The following is a 14,927-nucleotide window of genomic DNA, read 5'->3' on the forward strand; positions in this document are numbered from 1 at the left end:
CCGGCTCCGGCTCCCGCGGAGCCCGAGCCTGCCGAGCCCGAGGTACGCCGGTTCATGACCGCCACCGACTTCCTGGACCGTCGCGCCGACCAGGTCGAGCGCGGTCCGGCGCGGTGGGGCTGGCGCGGCCGGGTGCGGCGCTGGACCGGCGGCGCGGTGTCCCCCCAGATGGGTCGCGCCGAGCTCGAGCACGAGCAGCAGCGCCGTACCATCCAGCGCGACTTCGCCGGGCCACGGACCGTGGCGTTCCTCAACCCCAAGGGCGGCGCCGCCAAGACCACCGGGGTCCTGGTGGCCGGCTACACCTTCGGCACCGTCCGCGGTGGCGGCGTCGTCGCCTGGGACAACAACGAGACCCGGGGGACCCTCGGCATCCGGGGCACCCGCAGCTCCCACCGCAACACCACCCGGGAGCTGCTGGAGGATCTCGAGCGGTTCAGCGACGTCTACCAGGCGCGGATCGGGGACCTCGGCGCGTTCGTCAGGTCGCAGGGGGACGCCCACTTCGACGTCCTGGCTTCCGATGAGCGCCCGCACGTCACCGGGATGATCCGGGCCCAGGACTTCACCGCGGTCCACGAGCTCCTCGAGCGCTTCTACCGGCTGATCCTGATCGACACCGGCAACAACATGCGCGCCGAGAACTGGCTCGCTGCCGCCGACGCCGCCGACCTGCTCGTCGTGACCAGCACCATCCGGGAGGACACCGGCTACAGCGGGCTGTGGATGCTCGACGCGCTGCAGGACGCCGGCTACGAGAACCTCAAGCACAAGACCATCACCGTCCTCTCCGATCCGTCCTCCCACGTCGACGAACAGCTGGCCCGGGACCTGGTGCAGGTCTACGAGCAGCGGACCAGGGCGGTCTACCGGGTGCCCTACGACCCGGTGCTCGTGGCGGGGTCCGTGCTGCCCTACGCACAGCTCTCCGAGGGGACACGAGCCGCCTGGCTCGCCGCGTGTGCCGGGATGGCAGCACAGCTGTAGGCCCCACTGCCCGGCTTCGCGTCGTCTCCGGGCAGGCGCTACAGGTCTCCGACCTTCTCGATCGCCGCCATCTGGTCGGCAACGGGCTGCTCGTCTGGGCGACCGGTCTCGCGCAGGCCGGTGACGACCCCTTCGCGGTCGGCCCGCGAACGGTTCTGGCTGAGCTTCGCCTTGCCCTCCACGAGGGTCAGCCTCAGCTCGACGCCGACGATTCCTCGCAGCTGGCCGTCGATGTAGGGGCCCGGCGCGTCGCTGACGTGCCAGGGGTCCTCGCGCTGCCCCTCGTGCTCGGCGGTCAGCTCCTCGACGGCCATGCGGAGCCAGGCGGGGTCGTCGTGGACCCGGGCCAGGCCGGTCAGGTGGACGGCGCTGTAGTTCCACGTCGGTACGACCTTGCCGTGCTCCGCCTTCGCCGCGTACCACGTCGGTGAGACGTAGGCGTCCGGGCCGGTGACGATGACCAGCGCGGGCGTGTCGGGCCCGATCTCGCGCCAGTGCGGGTTGGCCCGGGCGACGTGGGCGATCACGCGGTCCTCGCGCCACAGCACCGGCAGGTAGGTCGCGGACGGCGCGGCCTCCTGCCCATTCGTGACCAGCCAGCCCGCGCGCGCCCGCGCCACGAACCTCCGCAGCTCGTCCTCATCCTCGGCGCGGTTGAACGGTGGCGTGTACATGAACCTCACGCTATCGCCGGCCGAGCCGCAGGCCGGCGCCACTGGCGGGGGCGTCATCGGCCGCCGACGGGGTACGAGCCCGGCGGCGTGCTCGTCGGGTGCTCCTCGGGCAAGACACGCTCTTGCTCGTCGGGCGCGAGCGCGGCGGGCACGCCCCCATCCACGCGCCTGGGCCTGGCCGCACCGTGGTCGCCGGAGCGGTTCTCCTGACACACTCGGGCGGGTGGTCAGAGGCAACCCGGGGAACCCAGGTCCCTCCGAGGGCCCAGGGGCCCCCGTCGAGGGCGATGTCGCCGCGGACATGGCCTCACTGGCCGGAGCGTTCGTCGACGGCGCGGCCCGGGAGGGACATCACTTCGACTACGCGGTCGAGAACGCGCCGCGCCTCGACGCGCTGGTCGACCTCTTCCTCCAGACCGGGCCCGGCGACGACGTCGTCAACAGCATGGTCCTGAGCATGGGCGCATACGTCGGCGAGCTGATCGTCCGGAACGGAGGCGGAGCCTGGACCTTCGACCAACAGGTCGGTGCGCCGGGAGTGCGGCTCACGTCCGGGCTGGTCGGCTTCCCCCTGAACAAGGTCGGAAAGCGGATAGCAGTCGGTCCCGAGCACAGCATCTCCCAGTTCGTGGAGGTGGCCATGTCGGGGGAGCTGCCGCCGCAAGGGTGAGTCGAGCTGCCCGGTGGCCGCGGTTCCGGCGACCCCGGGTGGCGGGCGGCCAGCGGGTGGTCAACCGGCCGCTCGGTAGAGACGTCGGGTCAACCGGCCCTGGGTGCCGGCCGAGTGCGGGTTGTCGGTGATCTCCTGGAAGTCGGCTTCGGTCTCGCCACGGAACATGAAGTTCGCCAGGTCGACCCTGACCCAGCGAGGTCGGCCCAGGCAGCTCCGGGGGACCGACATGGTGACCCGGTCGTCGACGTAGTCGATGCGGTGGCTGAGCCTGGGGCACTTCACGTTGGCAAAGTTGCCGTCCAGCAGTCGATGGCGTCCCTTGAACCGTCCGGGACTGGTCGACACGAGAAGCGCTCCGAACTGCCGGCGGCTCGCGATGGTGGCCCAGTAGGACTGGGGTTCCGTACGGCGCAGATCGGTGAAGGTCATCTTCACCACGACCCTGTTCCGACGGTGGCGCACCACTGCGCGTCGGACGTCGGCTGTGGGCAGGTCGCCGGCAGAGACCCATTCCGCGTTCTCGCCCTCCCCGATGGACCACACATCGCCGGCGGGATCGACGAGCACGACACGCGAGACAGGATCTGCGGCGGACGCTCCAGTGGGAGCGATCAAGCCGGAGCTCACCAGCCCCAGCACTGCGACGGCCAACAGGGATGATCGACGTGACATTGGGTTTTCCCCTCCCGGTGATGAACGTCCGCTCGTGGGTTCTGCCCCAAGACGTCCTCGATGCCTCAACTCTGGGCCCCACCCCCGGCCGCTGTCATGAGTCCAAGGGCTCAACGTCCGTGCGTGCCGGGCCCCGGGCCGCGCCCTGCGTGCTGCCCACCTCGGAGGTGCTCGACCTGATCGGGTGAGGTTCCCGGCAGGTACGGTCGAGCGCATGCGAGCCGTGACCTATCGCGAGACCGGTCCGTCCTCAGTCCTGCAGGTGGTGGAGCGAGATGTCGGGGACCCGGGCCCGGGCGAGGTCCGGGTGCGACTGGTCCGGGCCGGGGTGAACCCCACGGACTGGAAGTTCCGCTCCGGTGGCATGCCCGGCGGGATGTCGTACGACGAGGTCACGCCCGGGCAGGACGGGGCGGGCGTCGTCGATGCCGTCGGTGAGGGTGTCACCGGCGTCCGGGTGGGGGACCGGGTGTGGCTGGTGCTGGCCCAGCACGGCCGGCCACACGGGACGGCGGCCGAGCTCACGGTGCAGCCGGCCTCGCGGGTGGCGGGGCTGCCGGACGGTGCGTCGTTCGACCTCGGCGCCTGCCTCGGCGTCCCGGCCGTGACGGCGCACCGCGCCCTGACGTCGGCCGAGGGCGGCCCGGCACGCCTCGGCCCCGGCGCGCTGCAGGGGAGGGTCGTGCTCGTGGCCGGGGGAGCCGGGGCGGTCGGCAATGCCGCGATCCAGCTCGCCCGGTGGGCCGGGGCGACGGTCGTGACCACGGTCAGCAGCGAGGAGAAGGCCGATCTCGCTCGCGCTGCCGGCGCACACCACGTCGTGAACTACCGCGAGACCGACGCCGCGAAGGAGATCCTCACGATCGCGCCGGACGGCGTGGACATCGCCGTGGAGGTGGCGCCGGCCCAGAACATCGGGCTCGACCTGGAGGTCGTCCGGGTGCACGGGCTGGTGTCGATCTACGCCAACAACGGCGGCGACGAGCTGACGATGCCCCTGCGCGCGGCGTTCGGGAAGAACCTGCGTTTCCAGTTCCTCATCCTCTACACGCTGGCCGACGACCTCGTCCGCGCCGCCACCGAGGACGTCTCGGCGGCGGTCGAGTCGGGTGCGCTGCGGGCGGGCGAGGACGCCGGGCTGCCGCTGCACCACTACCCGCTGGGGGACCTGGCCGCGGCCCACGACGCGGTTGAGGGTGGTGCCGTGGGCAAGGTCCTGCTCGACATCGCCGACGCGTGACGCCCCATCTGGTCCGACACGGCCGTCCAATCCGGCAGAGCTGCAGCCAGGAACGGAGTCAGTTGAGCCCGAACCTGAACCACTGCGGCGAGTAGCGTCCGAGGGCATCCGGCAGGGTCTTGGGGTCGGCCGCGCGGGCATCCAGCAGCGTCCAGTCAGGCAGTGCCCGCTGGGCGTCGTCGACGGCGGCTCCTCGAGGGACCAGTGGGTTGCGATGCGGCTGGAAGCACAGCATCAGCAGGGTGGCTCCCTTCTCGGCCAGGGCCGTGACGCCCCTGCCCATCCTCATCCGCGCGTCGTCGGTGAGGCCGTGGAAGCAGCCCATGTCGAGGTAGAACGAGAAGCCCTTCCCGACGCCACAACCTTCCAAGTGGTCGACGTCGCCGATGACGTAGCGGCTGCTCTCGTCGGAGCGCAGCACGGCTACGTCGACAGCGCGGCGGACGTTGTCGATGCCGATTGCCTCCCACCCGCGTTCCCGGAGCTGGCGTGTGTGGGCGCCGGTCCCGCAGCCGAGGTCGAGGGCGCGGCCGAAGGGTGCCTCCCGCTCGAGCTCCTCCCGGTCCAGCATCCTGCTGAACGCGGCGTCGGCGTCGGGGCTTGTCTTGTCCCAGGAGGACAGTCCGAGCCGGTAGGACAGGGCATAGGCGGCACGCATGGTGATCTCCAGAATTGATTCCAGTGATACTGGAACGAATACTCTATGGTCGTTCACATGTCGCCTCCTGTCAATCGCCGGGCCTATCACTCGCCAGTGCGCGATGAGCAGGCTCTCGCCAGCCGCCGCCGGATCCTGGAGGCGGCGGAGCGGCTGTTCCTCGAGATCGGATACGCGCGGGCGACGATCAAGCAGATCGCCCGGGCGGCCCACGTGAGTGAGGACCTCGTCTTCCACTCCTTCGGCACCAAGCGAGGCCTGCTCGAGGCGGTGATGACGGCCGCGGCCGGCACCGGTGACCCGCGCACCGCCCTGGTCGGGCCGGACCCCGACGGGCTGCGCCACGAGGGGAGCCTCCGGGACCGGGTCGCGGAGCTCGCCACCGTGGTCGGCGACCAGCTGGAACGGGCCGGGCCGCTCGACGACATGCTGCGCACGGCAGCGGTCGTCGACCCGGAGATCGCCGGGCTGAGGTCCGAGCTGCACCTGCAGCAGCGCAGGCGGTCCATGACCAGGTTTGCGGCCTGGATCGGCGAGCGGGGCGCGCTGCGCCAGCCGGTCGAGGAGTCCGCCGCCCTGGTGTGGACCCTGGCGAGCCCGGAGGTCCACCAGATGCTCGTCGACGGCTGGCAGTGGACGCACAGCCAGTACGTCGCCTGGCTCCGCGCCAACCTCGAGGCCGCCCTGCTGGTCGCGGACGACACACCGGACACAGCGCCGAAGGATCGCCCCGCCAACCCCTGAGACGCGCGGGTGGCGCGTCGCTGTGACGCCGTTGCGACTGATACAGTCGCGCTCGATCGACATCCTTTAACGAGCCGTCCCGTGAGGCGGAGAAGGAGGTCCTGCAGCGACCATGCCTGCACACCCTCACCAGTCCGTGACCACGGACTCCGCCCGCGTCGTTCTCAACGAGCTCGACATCAGCCGGGCACTCACCCGTATCTCCCACGAGATCCTCGAGCGCAACAAGGGCGCCGGCGACCTGGTGCTCCTCGGGATCCCCAGCCGCGGTGTCCCGCTGGCGCACCGGATCGCCGAGAAGATATCCGCCGTCGAGGAGTACGACGTCCCGGTCGGCTCGCTCGACGTGACGATGTACCGCGACGACCTGCGACTCAAGCCGGCCCGGGCGCTGATGCCGACCGAGATCCCCGACAGCGGCATCGACGGCAAGACCGTGGTGCTGGTCGACGACGTGCTGTTCTCCGGACGCACGATCCGGGCGGCCCTCGACGCGATGACCGAGATCGGCCGGCCGGCGGCGGTGCGGCTCGCGGTCCTGGTCGACCGCGGGCACCGCGAGCTGCCGATCCGCGCCGACTTCGTCGGCAAGAACCTCCCCACCTCGCTGGTCGAGCGGGTCAAGGTGACCCTGGCCGGGATCGACGACGTGGATGCCGTGACGATCGAGGGGAGCGCCTCGTGAAGAAGCACCTGCTCAGCGCGGCCGACCTGAGCCGCGACGACGCCGAGCTGGTCCTCCGGACGGCCGAGGAGCTCCGCTCGCTGGCGGACCGGCCGATCAAGAAGCTCCCGGCGCTCCGCGGCCGCACCGTGGTCAACCTGTTCTTCGAGGACTCCACCCGGACCCGGATCTCGTTCGAGGCGGCCGCCAAGCGGCTCAGCGCCGACGTGATCAACTTCGCGGCCAAGGGATCGTCGCTGTCGAAGGGCGAGAGCCTCAAGGACACCGCCCTCACGCTCGAGGCGATGGGCGCCGACGCCGTCGTGGTGCGCCACTCCGCGAGCGGGGCGCCGCACCGGCTCGCCCACTCCGGATGGGTCCGCTCTCACGTCGTCAACGCCGGCGACGGGACCCACGAGCACCCCACCCAGGCCCTGCTCGACGCCTTCACCATGTGGCGTCACCTGGCCGCGAAGGACGGCGGTGGCCTCGACGGCCGCCGCGTCGCGATCGTGGGCGACGTGCTGCACAGCCGGGTGGCCCGCTCCAACGCGCTGCTGCTGCGCACCCTGGGCGCCGAGGTGACCCTGGTGTCCCCGCCGACCCTGCTGCCGGTGGGGATCGAGACCTGGCCGGTCGAGACGTCGTACGACCTCGACGCGGTGCTGCCCAAGGCCGACGCCGTGATGATGCTGCGGGTGCAGCGCGAGCGGATGCACGGCGGGTTCTTCCCGACCCCGCGCGAGTACTCCCGACGCTACGGCCTCGACGGCCGCCGGATGTCGACCCTGCAGGACCACACGATCGTGATGCACCCCGGGCCGATGGTCCGGGGCATGGAGATCACCGCCGACGTCGCCGACTCCGCCCGCTCGGTGATCGTGGAACAGGTCACCAACGGCGTGGCCGTCCGGATGGCGGTCCTCTACCTGCTGCTCGGCGGCTCCGAGCCCACCGTTGGAGGAGAAGAGTGAGCACCAGCTACCTGATCAAGAACGCCTCCATCCTGGGCGGGGAGCCCACCGACCTGCTGCTCGAGGACGGCGTCGTCCACTTGGTCGGCGCGTCGACCGCGCCACCGGACGGGGTCGAGACCATCGACGCCAGCGGCCTGATCGCCCTTCCCGGCCTGGTCGACCTGCACACCCACCTGCGCGAGCCCGGTCGGGAGGACGCCGAGACGGTCGAGTCCGGCACCCGGGCGGCCGCCCTCGGCGGCTTCACCGCGGTCCACGCCATGGCCAACACCGACCCGGTGGCCGACACCGCCGGGGTCGTCGAGCAGGTCTGGCGGCTGGGCCGCGAGGCCGGCTACTGCGACGTCTACCCGGTCGGTGCGGTCACCGTGGGCCTCGCCGGCGAGCGGCTGGCCGAGCTGGGCGCCATGGCCGACTCCGCGGCCCGGGTCCGGGTGTTCTCCGACGACGGGAAGTGCGTGGACGACGCCGTGCTGATGCGGCGAGCGCTGGAGTACGTCAAGGCCTTCGACGGCGTCATCGCCCAGCACGCGCAGGAGCCCCGGCTGACCGAGGGCGCGCAGATGAACGAGGGCGAGCTGTCCGGACGGCTGGGCATGGCCGGCTGGCCCGCGGTCGCCGAGGAGGCGATCATCGCCCGCGACTGCCTGCTGGCGGCGCACGTCGGTTCGCGGCTCCACGTCTGCCACGTGTCGACGGCCGGGTCGGTCGAGATCGTGCGGCAGGCCAAGGAGAAGGGCTGGAACGTCACCGCCGAGGCCTGCCCCCACCACCTGCTGCTCACCGACGAGCTGGCGACGACCTACGACCCGATCTACAAGGTGAACCCCCCACTGCGCACCGCCGCCGACGCCGAGGCGCTGCGGGCGGGGCTGGCCGACGGCACGATCGACATCGTGGCCACCGACCACGCCCCGCACCCCCTGGAGGACAAGGACTGCGAGTGGGCGGCGGCCGCGTTCGGGATGCTCGGCCTCGAGACCGCGCTCTCGATCGTCCAGGAGACGATGGTCGACCCCGGCCTGCTGGACTGGGCCGGCGTCGCGGAGCGGATGTCCTACGCGCCGGCCCGGATCGGGCGGGTCGCCGACCACGGGCGCCCGGTCGAGGAGGGGTCCCCGGCCAACGTGGTGCTCTACGACCCCGCCGCACGCCGTGTGGTCGAGGCATCGTCCAGCGCCTCCCTGTCGCGGAACACGCCGTACGCCGGGATGGAGCTGCCCGGCCGCGTGGTCGCGACGTTCCTGCGGGGCAAGGCGACCGTGCTGGACGGAAAGCTGCAGTGACCTCGCTCGCCACGTCCGTGGACCAGGTGGCCGAGTCCACCGGCTTCTCGGGCGTGGTACGTGTCGACGTCGGCGACGAGGTCGTGCTGGAGCGGGCGTACGGACTCGCCGACCGCGCCCGCGGCATCCCGATGGCGCCGGACACGCGGATCGGGGTGGCCAGCGGTGGCAAGACGTTCACGGCGCTGGCCGTGCTCCGCCTCGTCGAGGAGGGTGCGCTCTCGCTCGACACCCGTGCTCGCGACCTGCTCGGTGCCGATCTCCCGCTGATCGACGACGGGGTCACCGTCGAGCACCTGCTGTCGCACCGGTCCGGCATCGGCGACTACCTCGACGAGGACGAGATCGAGGACGGCACGGACTACCTGATGGCGGTTCCGGTGCACCGCCTCGACAGTGCCGGGTCCTACCTCGAGGTGCTCGACGGGTATCCCCAGAGGTTCCCGCCCGGCACCGGGTTCGTCTACTGCAATGGCGCCTACTGCGTGCTGGCCATCCTCGCCGAGCGCGCGTCCGGGACGACGTACCACGACCTGGTCCGGACGCAGGTGCTGCAGCGGGCCGGGCTCACCCGGACGGACTTCCTCCGCTCGGACGAGCTGCCCGGCGACGCCGCGTGGGGCTACCTGCGCACGGACGGGCTGCGCACCAACGTGCTCCACCTGCCGGTGGTCGGCGGCGGGGACGGCGGCATCTTCACGACCGCGGGCGACGTCGCCGCCCTCTGGGCCGCGCTGGACGCGGGGCGAGTCGTCTCCTGCGAGACCTACACCGACATGGTGCGGCCCCGCTCGGAGGCGCAGGCGGACGGCCGCACCTACGGCCTGGGGTTCTGGTTGCGGGACGACTGGGTCTCGGCGTCGGGGTACGACGCGGGGGCCTCCTTCCGGTCCATGCACCGGCCCGGACTGACCTGGTCGGTGTTGTCCAACACCACGGAGGGGACCTGGGCCATGGCACCGCCGCTCGAGGAACTGCTGGTCGGGAACGAGGCGGCGCGTTGATAGGGTCAACCAGCTCGACATCCTTTAACGATCCGTCCCGTGAGGCGGAGAAGGAGGTACAGCGCTTGTCTGCGCACACGCCCGCGCTCCTCGTGCTCGAGGACGGCCGCACCTTCCGCGGCGCCGCCTACGGCGCCGAGGGCGAGACCTTCGGGGAGGCGGTCTTCAACACCGGCATGACCGGGTACCAGGAGACGCTGACCGACCCGTCGTACCACCGCCAGGTGGTGGTCATGACCGCCCCCCACATCGGCAACACCGGCGTCAACGACGAGGACCCGGAGTCGCGGAGGATCTGGGTGGCCGGCTACGTCGTCCGCGACCCGGCCCGCCGCGTCTCGAACTGGCGCGCGCGGCGCAGCCTCGACGAGGAGCTGCGCGAGCAGGGAGTGGTCGGCATCTCCGGCGTCGACACCCGCGCCCTGACCCGTCACCTGCGTGAGCGCGGGGCGATGCGGGTCGGCATCTCGACCACCGAGTCCGACCCGGAGGTCCTGCTGGAGCGGGTACGCGCCTCCGCCGAGATGGCCGGAAGCGAGCTCGCGGGCGAGGTCTCCACCCGCGAGGCCTACGTGGTCCCGGCTGTCGGGCAGAAGCGGTTCACGGTCGCCGCTCTCGACCTCGGGATCAAGGGGATGACCCCGGCGCTGATGGCCCAGCGGGGCATCGAGGTCCACGTGCTGCCGGCCAGCGCCTCGCTCGACGACGTCCGGGCCGTGGAGCCCGACGGGCTCTTCTTCTCCAACGGTCCCGGCGACCCGGCCGCCACCACCCAGCAGGTCGAGCTGCTGCAGGGGGCGCTGGAGGCGGGGCTGCCCTACTTCGGCATCTGCTTCGGCAACCAGCTCTTCGGCCGGGCCCTCGGGTTCGGCACCTACAAGCTCAAGTACGGCCACCGCGGGATCAACCAGCCGGTCATGGACCGCACCACCGGCAAGGTCGAGGTCACCGCCCACAACCACGGCTTCGCCGTCGACGCCCCCCTGGACGAGCCGACCACGACGCCGTACGGGGTGGCTACGGTGAGCCACGTCTGCCTCAACGACGACGTGGTCGAGGGACTCGAGCTGCGCGACGACGGGGGTGGGCTACAGGCGTTCAGCGTGCAGTATCACCCGGAGGCAGCGGCTGGCCCACATGACGCGGCGTACCTCTTCGACCGATTCGTGGATCTCATGGGGGATGAGGCCTGATGCCCAAGCGCACCGACATCCAGAGCGTGATGGTGATCGGCTCCGGGCCGATCATCATCGGCCAGGCCTGCGAGTTCGACTACTCCGGCACCCAGGCCTGCCGGGTTCTCAAGGACGAGGGCCTGCGCGTCGTGCTGGTCAACTCCAACCCCGCGACGATCATGACCGACCCGGAGTTCGCCGATGCGACCTACGTCGAGCCGATCACCCCGGAGTTCGTCGAGAAGGTCATCGAGAAGGAGCGCCCGGACGCGCTGCTCGCCACCCTGGGCGGCCAGACCGCGCTCAACGCCGCGATGGCCCTCGCGGAGGCCGGCGTCCTGGAGAAGTACGGCGTCGAGCTGATCGGCGCCTCCATCGAGGCGATCGACCGCGGTGAGAACCGCCAGCAGTTCAAGAAGATCGTCGAGGACCTCGGCGGTGAGGTCGCCCGCAGCGCGATCTGCCACTCGCTCGACGACTGCCTGGCCGCCGCCGACGACCTCGGCTACCCGATGGTGGTCCGCCCCTCGTTCACGATGGGCGGCACCGGCTCCGGCATGGCCTACGACGAGGCCGACCTGCGCCGGATCGCGGGTGCCGGTCTCGCCGCCAGCCCGACCACCGAGGTGCTCCTCGAGGAGTCGATCATCGGCTGGAAGGAGTACGAGCTCGAGGTCATGCGCGACACCGCCGACAACGTGGTGATCGTCTGCTCGATCGAGAACCTCGACCCGATGGGCGTCCACACCGGCGACTCGATCACGGTGGCGCCGGCGATGACCCTCACCGACCGCGAGTACCAGGCGATGCGCGACCTCGCGATCGGGATCATCCGCGCGGTCGGCGTCGACACCGGGGGCTGCAACATCCAGTACGCCGTCAACCCCGCCGACGGCCGTCTGGTCGTGATCGAGATGAACCCGCGCGTCTCGCGCTCGAGCGCGCTGGCGTCGAAGGCCACCGGCTTCCCGATCGCCAAGATCGCGGCCAAGGTGGCGATCGGCTACACCCTCGACGAGATCCCCAACGACATCACCCGCGAGACGCCGGCGAGCTTCGAGCCGACGCTGGACTACGTCGTGGTGAAGGTGCCGCGGTTCGCGTTCGAGAAGTTTCCCGGCGCCGACCCGACCCTGACCACCCACATGAAGTCGGTCGGCGAGGCGATGGCGATCGGGCGCAACTTCACCGAGGCGCTGCAGAAGGCGCTGCGGTCGCTGGAGCACACCCACGCGCCGTTCGACTGGACCCACGAGTGGATCGACCTCGACAAGGCCGACCTGCTGGAGGCCGTCCGCGTCCCGCACGACGGACGGCTGCGCAAGGTCATGGACGCGATCCGCGCCGAGGCCACGCCCGAGGAGCTGCACGAGGCCACCGGGATCGACCCGTGGTTCCTCGACCAGCTCTACCTGATCTCCGAGATCGCGGCGGAGGTCCTGGACGCGCCGGCGCTGACGCCGGAGCTGCTGCGTCGCGCCAAGCGGCACGGCTTCTCCGACAGCCAGATCGGCCGGATGCGCAACATGTCCGAGGCCGTCGTGCGCGGCGTACGCCACGCGCTCGGCATCCGGCCGGTCTACAAGACCGTCGACACCTGTGCCGCCGAGTTCGCGGCCAGGACGCCCTACCACTACTCGTCCTACGACGAGGAGACCGAGGTGGCGCCCCGCGAGCGCGAGGCGGTGATCATCCTCGGCTCCGGCCCGAACCGGATCGGGCAGGGCATCGAGTTCGACTACTCCTGCGTGCACGCGGCGCTGGAGCTGTCGCGGGCGGGGTACGAGACCGTGATGGTCAACTGCAACCCCGAGACCGTGTCCACCGACTACGACACCTCCGACCGGCTCTACTTCGAGCCACTGACCCTCGAGGACGTGCTGGAGATCGTCCACGCCGAACAGCAGGCCGGTCCGGTCGCCGGGGTCATCTGCCAGCTCGGCGGCCAGACTCCGCTCGGCCTCGCCCAGGGGCTGGCCGATGCCGGGGTGCCGATCGTCGGGACCACCCCCGAGGCGATCCACCTGGCCGAGGAGCGAGGGGCCTTCGGCCGGGTGCTGCGGGAGGCCGGGCTGCCGGCGCCCAAGCACGGGATGGCGTCGTCGTACGCCGAGGCTGCGGGGATCGCCGCGGAGATCGGCTACCCGGTGCTGGTGCGGCCGTCGTACGTCCTGGGCGGGCGCGGGATGGAGATCGTCTACGACGACGACGCGCTGTCGGGCTACATCGCCCGCTCCACCCAGATCAGCCCCGAGCATCCGGTGCTGGTCGACCGGTTCATCGACGATGCGGTCGAGATCGACGTCGATGCCCTCTACGACGGTCACGAGCTCTACCTCGGCGGGGTCATGGAGCACATCGAGGAGGCCGGGATCCACTCCGGGGACTCCTCGTGCGCGCTGCCACCGATCACGCTCGGTGCCACCGAGATCCGCCGGATCCGCGAGGCCACGGAGGCGATCGCCCAGGGGGTGGGTGTCCGCGGCCTGATCAACATCCAGTTCGCGCTGGGCTCCGACGTGCTCTACGTGCTGGAGGCCAACCCACGCGCCTCCCGCACGGTGCCGTTCGTCTCCAAGGCGACGGCGGTGCCGCTGGCCAAGGCCGCCGCGCGGGTGATGATGGGCGACCCGATCGCCACCCTGCGCGAGGAGGGGGTGCTGCCGGCGTCCGGGGACGGAGGCGACCTGCCGGGCGACGCGCCGATCGCGGTCAAGGAGGCGGTGATGCCGTTCAACCGGTTCCAGACCGCCGACGGCCGGACCGTCGACACCGTGCTCGGCCCGGAGATGCGCTCCACCGGCGAGGTGATGGGCTTCGACGCGTTCTTCGGCAAGGCCTTCGCCAAGTCCCAGGCCGGGGCCTACGGTCCGCTGCCGGTGACCGGACGGGTGTTCGTGAGCATGGCCAACCGCGACAAGCGGACGATGATCTTCCCGATCAAGCGCCTGGCCGACCTCGGGTTCGAGGTCGTGGCGACCCAGGGCACGGCCGAGGTGCTGCGGCGCAACGGCATCCCCGCGATCGTCGTCCGCAAGCACTTCGAGGGCGAGGGCCCGGCGGGGGAACCCACGACCGTGCAGCTGATCGGCGCCGGCGAGATCGACCTCGTGGTCAACACCCCCCACGGGTCCACCAGCGGCGGATCCGCCCGCACCGACGGCTACGAGATCCGCACCGCGGCCGTGCTGGCCAACATCCCGTGCATCACCACCGTGCAGGGACTGGGCGCTGCCGTGCAGGGGATCGAGGCGATGCGGGCCGGCGACATCGGCGTGCGGTCGTTGCAGGAGTGGGCAGCCCGGCCCTCCGAGACCGTTGCTGCGCAACCTCCTCAGGACGAGTGAGGCCCTTGTACCGGCTGCTGTTCGACCGGGTGCTCACCCGGACCGACCCCGAGCGTGCCCACCACACGGCGTTCCGGGCGATCCGCGCCGCCCGCATCCCGTTGAGTCGGGGAAATCGGCTCCTCGAGTGGGGGAGAAGTGACCGTCGAGTCGGGGATTCGCGCGTCCATGCCATGGGGCTCACCTTCCCGAACGTGCTGGGGCTCGCCGCCGGCTTCGACAAGAACGCCGTCGGCATCGACGCCCTTGCCGCGCTGGGGTTCGGACACATCGAGATCGGCACGGTGACGGGGGAGCCGCAGCCCGGGAACCCGAAGCCGCGGCTGTTCCGGCTGCCGGAGGATCGCGCGGTCGTCAACCGGATGGGCTTCAACAACGACGGCGCCGAGGTGGTGGCGGGTCGCCTGGCGCGACGTCGTACGAAGATCCACCACTCGAACGACGCGAATGCCCGACTCGAAGGACGGGAATCCCCGACTCAACGAGCTCGGCCGGTGCTGGGCGTCAACATCGGCAAGACCAAGGTCGTGCCCGAGGACGACGCGGTGCGCGACTACGAGAAGTCGGCGCGGCTGCTCGCGCCGTACGCCGACTACCTCGTGGTCAACGTCAGCTCGCCCAACACGCCGGGGCTGCGCAACCTCCAGGCCGTCGAGAAGCTCGAGCCGATCCTCGCCGCCGTCCGCGCCACCGCCGACGACGTCACCGCCGCCCACCTGCCGCTGCTGGTCAAGATCGCTCCCGACCTCAGCGACGACGACGTGCTCGCCGTGGCCGACCTCGCGCTCGCCGTGGGCCTCGACGGGATCATCGCGACCAACACCAC

14 protein-coding genes are annotated in these 14,927 nt (G+C 71.1%); 11 read left to right on the top strand and 3 right to left on the bottom strand.

The genetic code is table 11. The features are described from left to right. A partial coding sequence (locus VFN12_RS01465) for a hypothetical protein (RefSeq protein WP_325116768.1) occupies positions 1 to 987 on the top strand: 987 nt, incomplete at its 5' end. A 38-nt stretch (positions 988 to 1,025) separates the two neighbouring features. Here VFN12_RS01465 and VFN12_RS01470 read toward each other — a convergent pair. Next, the gene (locus VFN12_RS01470; protein ID WP_325116769.1) at positions 1,026 to 1,661 is read right to left on the bottom strand and encodes an FMN-binding negative transcriptional regulator; all 636 of its coding nucleotides are present in this window, start codon (positions 1,659 to 1,661) and stop codon (positions 1,026 to 1,028) included. A 301-nt stretch (positions 1,662 to 1,962) separates the two neighbouring features. Here VFN12_RS01470 and VFN12_RS01475 point away from each other — a divergent pair, with 301 nt between their 5' ends. Next, positions 1,963 to 2,331 (top strand): hypothetical protein, encoded by a 369-nt coding sequence (locus VFN12_RS01475; RefSeq protein WP_325116770.1) that lies wholly within the window; start codon positions 1,963 to 1,965, stop codon positions 2,329 to 2,331. Between the two features lie 60 nt (positions 2,332 to 2,391). Here the strand turns inward: VFN12_RS01475 and VFN12_RS01480 are convergent, their stop codons facing one another. Continuing rightward, the gene (locus VFN12_RS01480; protein ID WP_325116771.1) at positions 2,392 to 2,763 is read right to left on the bottom strand and encodes a hypothetical protein; all 372 of its coding nucleotides are present in this window, start codon (positions 2,761 to 2,763) and stop codon (positions 2,392 to 2,394) included. Between the two features lie 457 nt (positions 2,764 to 3,220). On the opposite strand from VFN12_RS01480, the gene VFN12_RS01485 reads away from it, so the two are divergent. Next, entirely contained in the window at positions 3,221 to 4,246 is a 1,026-nt protein-coding gene (locus VFN12_RS01485) for an NADPH:quinone reductase (protein WP_325116772.1), read from the top strand. Between the two features lie 58 nt (positions 4,247 to 4,304). On the opposite strand, the gene VFN12_RS01490 is transcribed toward VFN12_RS01485, so the two are convergent. Then, complete coding sequence (locus VFN12_RS01490; protein ID WP_325116773.1) at positions 4,305 to 4,904, bottom strand: class I SAM-dependent methyltransferase; 600 nt, start codon at positions 4,902 to 4,904, stop codon at positions 4,305 to 4,307. Between the two features lie 96 nt (positions 4,905 to 5,000). Here VFN12_RS01490 and VFN12_RS01495 point away from each other — a divergent pair, with 96 nt between their 5' ends. The 8 genes from VFN12_RS01495 to pyrD all read left to right on the top strand — a co-directional run. Next, positions 5,001 to 5,648, top strand: coding sequence for a helix-turn-helix domain-containing protein (locus VFN12_RS01495; protein WP_325116774.1), 648 nt, complete (start codon positions 5,001 to 5,003; stop codon positions 5,646 to 5,648). A 112-nt stretch (positions 5,649 to 5,760) separates the two neighbouring features. Further along, positions 5,761 to 6,333 carry a bifunctional pyr operon transcriptional regulator/uracil phosphoribosyltransferase PyrR gene (pyrR, locus tag VFN12_RS01500; protein WP_325116775.1) on the top strand — a complete coding sequence of 191 codons (573 nt, stop codon included), beginning with the start codon at positions 5,761 to 5,763 and terminating at the stop codon, positions 6,331 to 6,333. Further along, complete coding sequence (locus tag VFN12_RS01505; protein WP_325116776.1) at positions 6,330 to 7,286, top strand: aspartate carbamoyltransferase catalytic subunit; 957 nt, start codon at positions 6,330 to 6,332, stop codon at positions 7,284 to 7,286. The genes pyrR and VFN12_RS01505 overlap by 4 nt, the downstream gene beginning before the upstream one ends. Beyond that, positions 7,283 to 8,575 (top strand): dihydroorotase, encoded by a 1,293-nt coding sequence (locus VFN12_RS01510; RefSeq protein WP_325116777.1) that lies wholly within the window; start codon positions 7,283 to 7,285, stop codon positions 8,573 to 8,575. Before VFN12_RS01505 ends, VFN12_RS01510 begins: the two co-directional genes overlap by 4 nt. After that, the gene (locus tag VFN12_RS01515) at positions 8,572 to 9,579 is read left to right on the top strand and encodes a serine hydrolase domain-containing protein (protein ID WP_325116778.1); all 1,008 of its coding nucleotides are present in this window, start codon (positions 8,572 to 8,574) and stop codon (positions 9,577 to 9,579) included. Before VFN12_RS01510 ends, VFN12_RS01515 begins: the two co-directional genes overlap by 4 nt. Positions 9,580 to 9,644: 65 nt before the next feature. Further along, the gene (gene carA, locus VFN12_RS01520; RefSeq protein ID WP_325116779.1) at positions 9,645 to 10,772 is read left to right on the top strand and encodes a glutamine-hydrolyzing carbamoyl-phosphate synthase small subunit; all 1,128 of its coding nucleotides are present in this window, start codon (positions 9,645 to 9,647) and stop codon (positions 10,770 to 10,772) included. Continuing rightward, entirely contained in the window at positions 10,772 to 14,101 is a 3,330-nt protein-coding gene (carB, locus tag VFN12_RS01525; RefSeq protein ID WP_325116780.1) for a carbamoyl-phosphate synthase large subunit, read from the top strand. The genes carA and carB overlap by 1 nt, the downstream gene beginning before the upstream one ends. Positions 14,102 to 14,106: 5 nt before the next feature. Continuing rightward, the coding region (gene pyrD, locus VFN12_RS01530) for a dihydroorotate dehydrogenase (quinone) (protein WP_414689999.1) at positions 14,107 to 14,927 on the top strand (821 nt) is incomplete at its 3' end.

The organism is Nocardioides sp. (assembly GCF_035703625.1).
In the GTDB taxonomy this organism is placed as follows: Bacteria; Actinomycetota; Actinomycetes; order Propionibacteriales; family Nocardioidaceae; genus Nocardioides.

Bases quoted from the DNA above. Each gene is read 5' to 3' on its own strand.
- pyrR (WP_325116775.1), top strand. From the start codon at position 5,761: ATGCCTGCACACCCTCACCAGTCCGTGACCACGGACTCCGCCCGCGTC.
- VFN12_RS01480 (WP_325116771.1), bottom strand. From the start codon at position 2,763: ATGACCTTCACCGATCTGCGCCGTACGGAACCCCAGTCCTACTGGGCC.
- VFN12_RS01490 (WP_325116773.1), bottom strand. From the start codon at position 4,904: ATGCGTGCCGCCTATGCCCTGTCCTACCGGCTCGGACTGTCCTCCTGG.
- carB (WP_325116780.1), top strand. From the start codon at position 10,772: ATGCCCAAGCGCACCGACATCCAGAGCGTGATGGTGATCGGCTCCGGG.
- VFN12_RS01485 (WP_325116772.1), top strand. From the start codon at position 3,221: ATGCGAGCCGTGACCTATCGCGAGACCGGTCCGTCCTCAGTCCTGCAG.
- VFN12_RS01475 (WP_325116770.1), top strand. From the start codon at position 1,963: ATGGCCTCACTGGCCGGAGCGTTCGTCGACGGCGCGGCCCGGGAGGGA.
- VFN12_RS01470 (WP_325116769.1), bottom strand. From the start codon at position 1,661: ATGTACACGCCACCGTTCAACCGCGCCGAGGATGAGGACGAGCTGCGG.